Raw genomic sequence first — 319 nt, forward strand, 5'->3', positions numbered from 1 at the left:
GAAAATCAGCAGGTCCTTGTCGGCGTACTTGTCGACGTCGTCGGCCGTGCCCACGGTCACGCCCGCCACCGGATAGCCGGTCGAGGCGCCCATGCGGCCCATCGTCAGCAGATACAGGCTGTAGTCGCTCGAGTCCGCGTCCTGCGGCAGGATCGCCGCGGTTTCCGACAGATCGGCCATGCGCGTGAACGGAAAGCCGCTGTTCGCGAACGCCGCCAGATCGGGCAGCGCCATGTAGTGCGGGAACGACGAGAGGTCGATGGTCGAGTTCGGATCCACCGCGCCGACCACGTTTTGCAGCAGGCGGCCATGACATTCG

General features: G+C 65.5%; 1 protein-coding gene. It reads right to left on the reverse strand.

Annotated features, from left to right (window positions below):
- Positions 1 to 319 (reverse strand): cellulose biosynthesis cyclic di-GMP-binding regulatory protein BcsB (locus tag EN859_RS36550; protein WP_189502547.1); only part of this gene is annotated, 319 nt, incomplete at both ends.

This window comes from Mesorhizobium sp. M00.F.Ca.ET.216.01.1.1, assembly GCF_004010325.2.
Classification (GTDB): Bacteria; Pseudomonadota; Alphaproteobacteria; order Rhizobiales; family Rhizobiaceae; genus Mesorhizobium.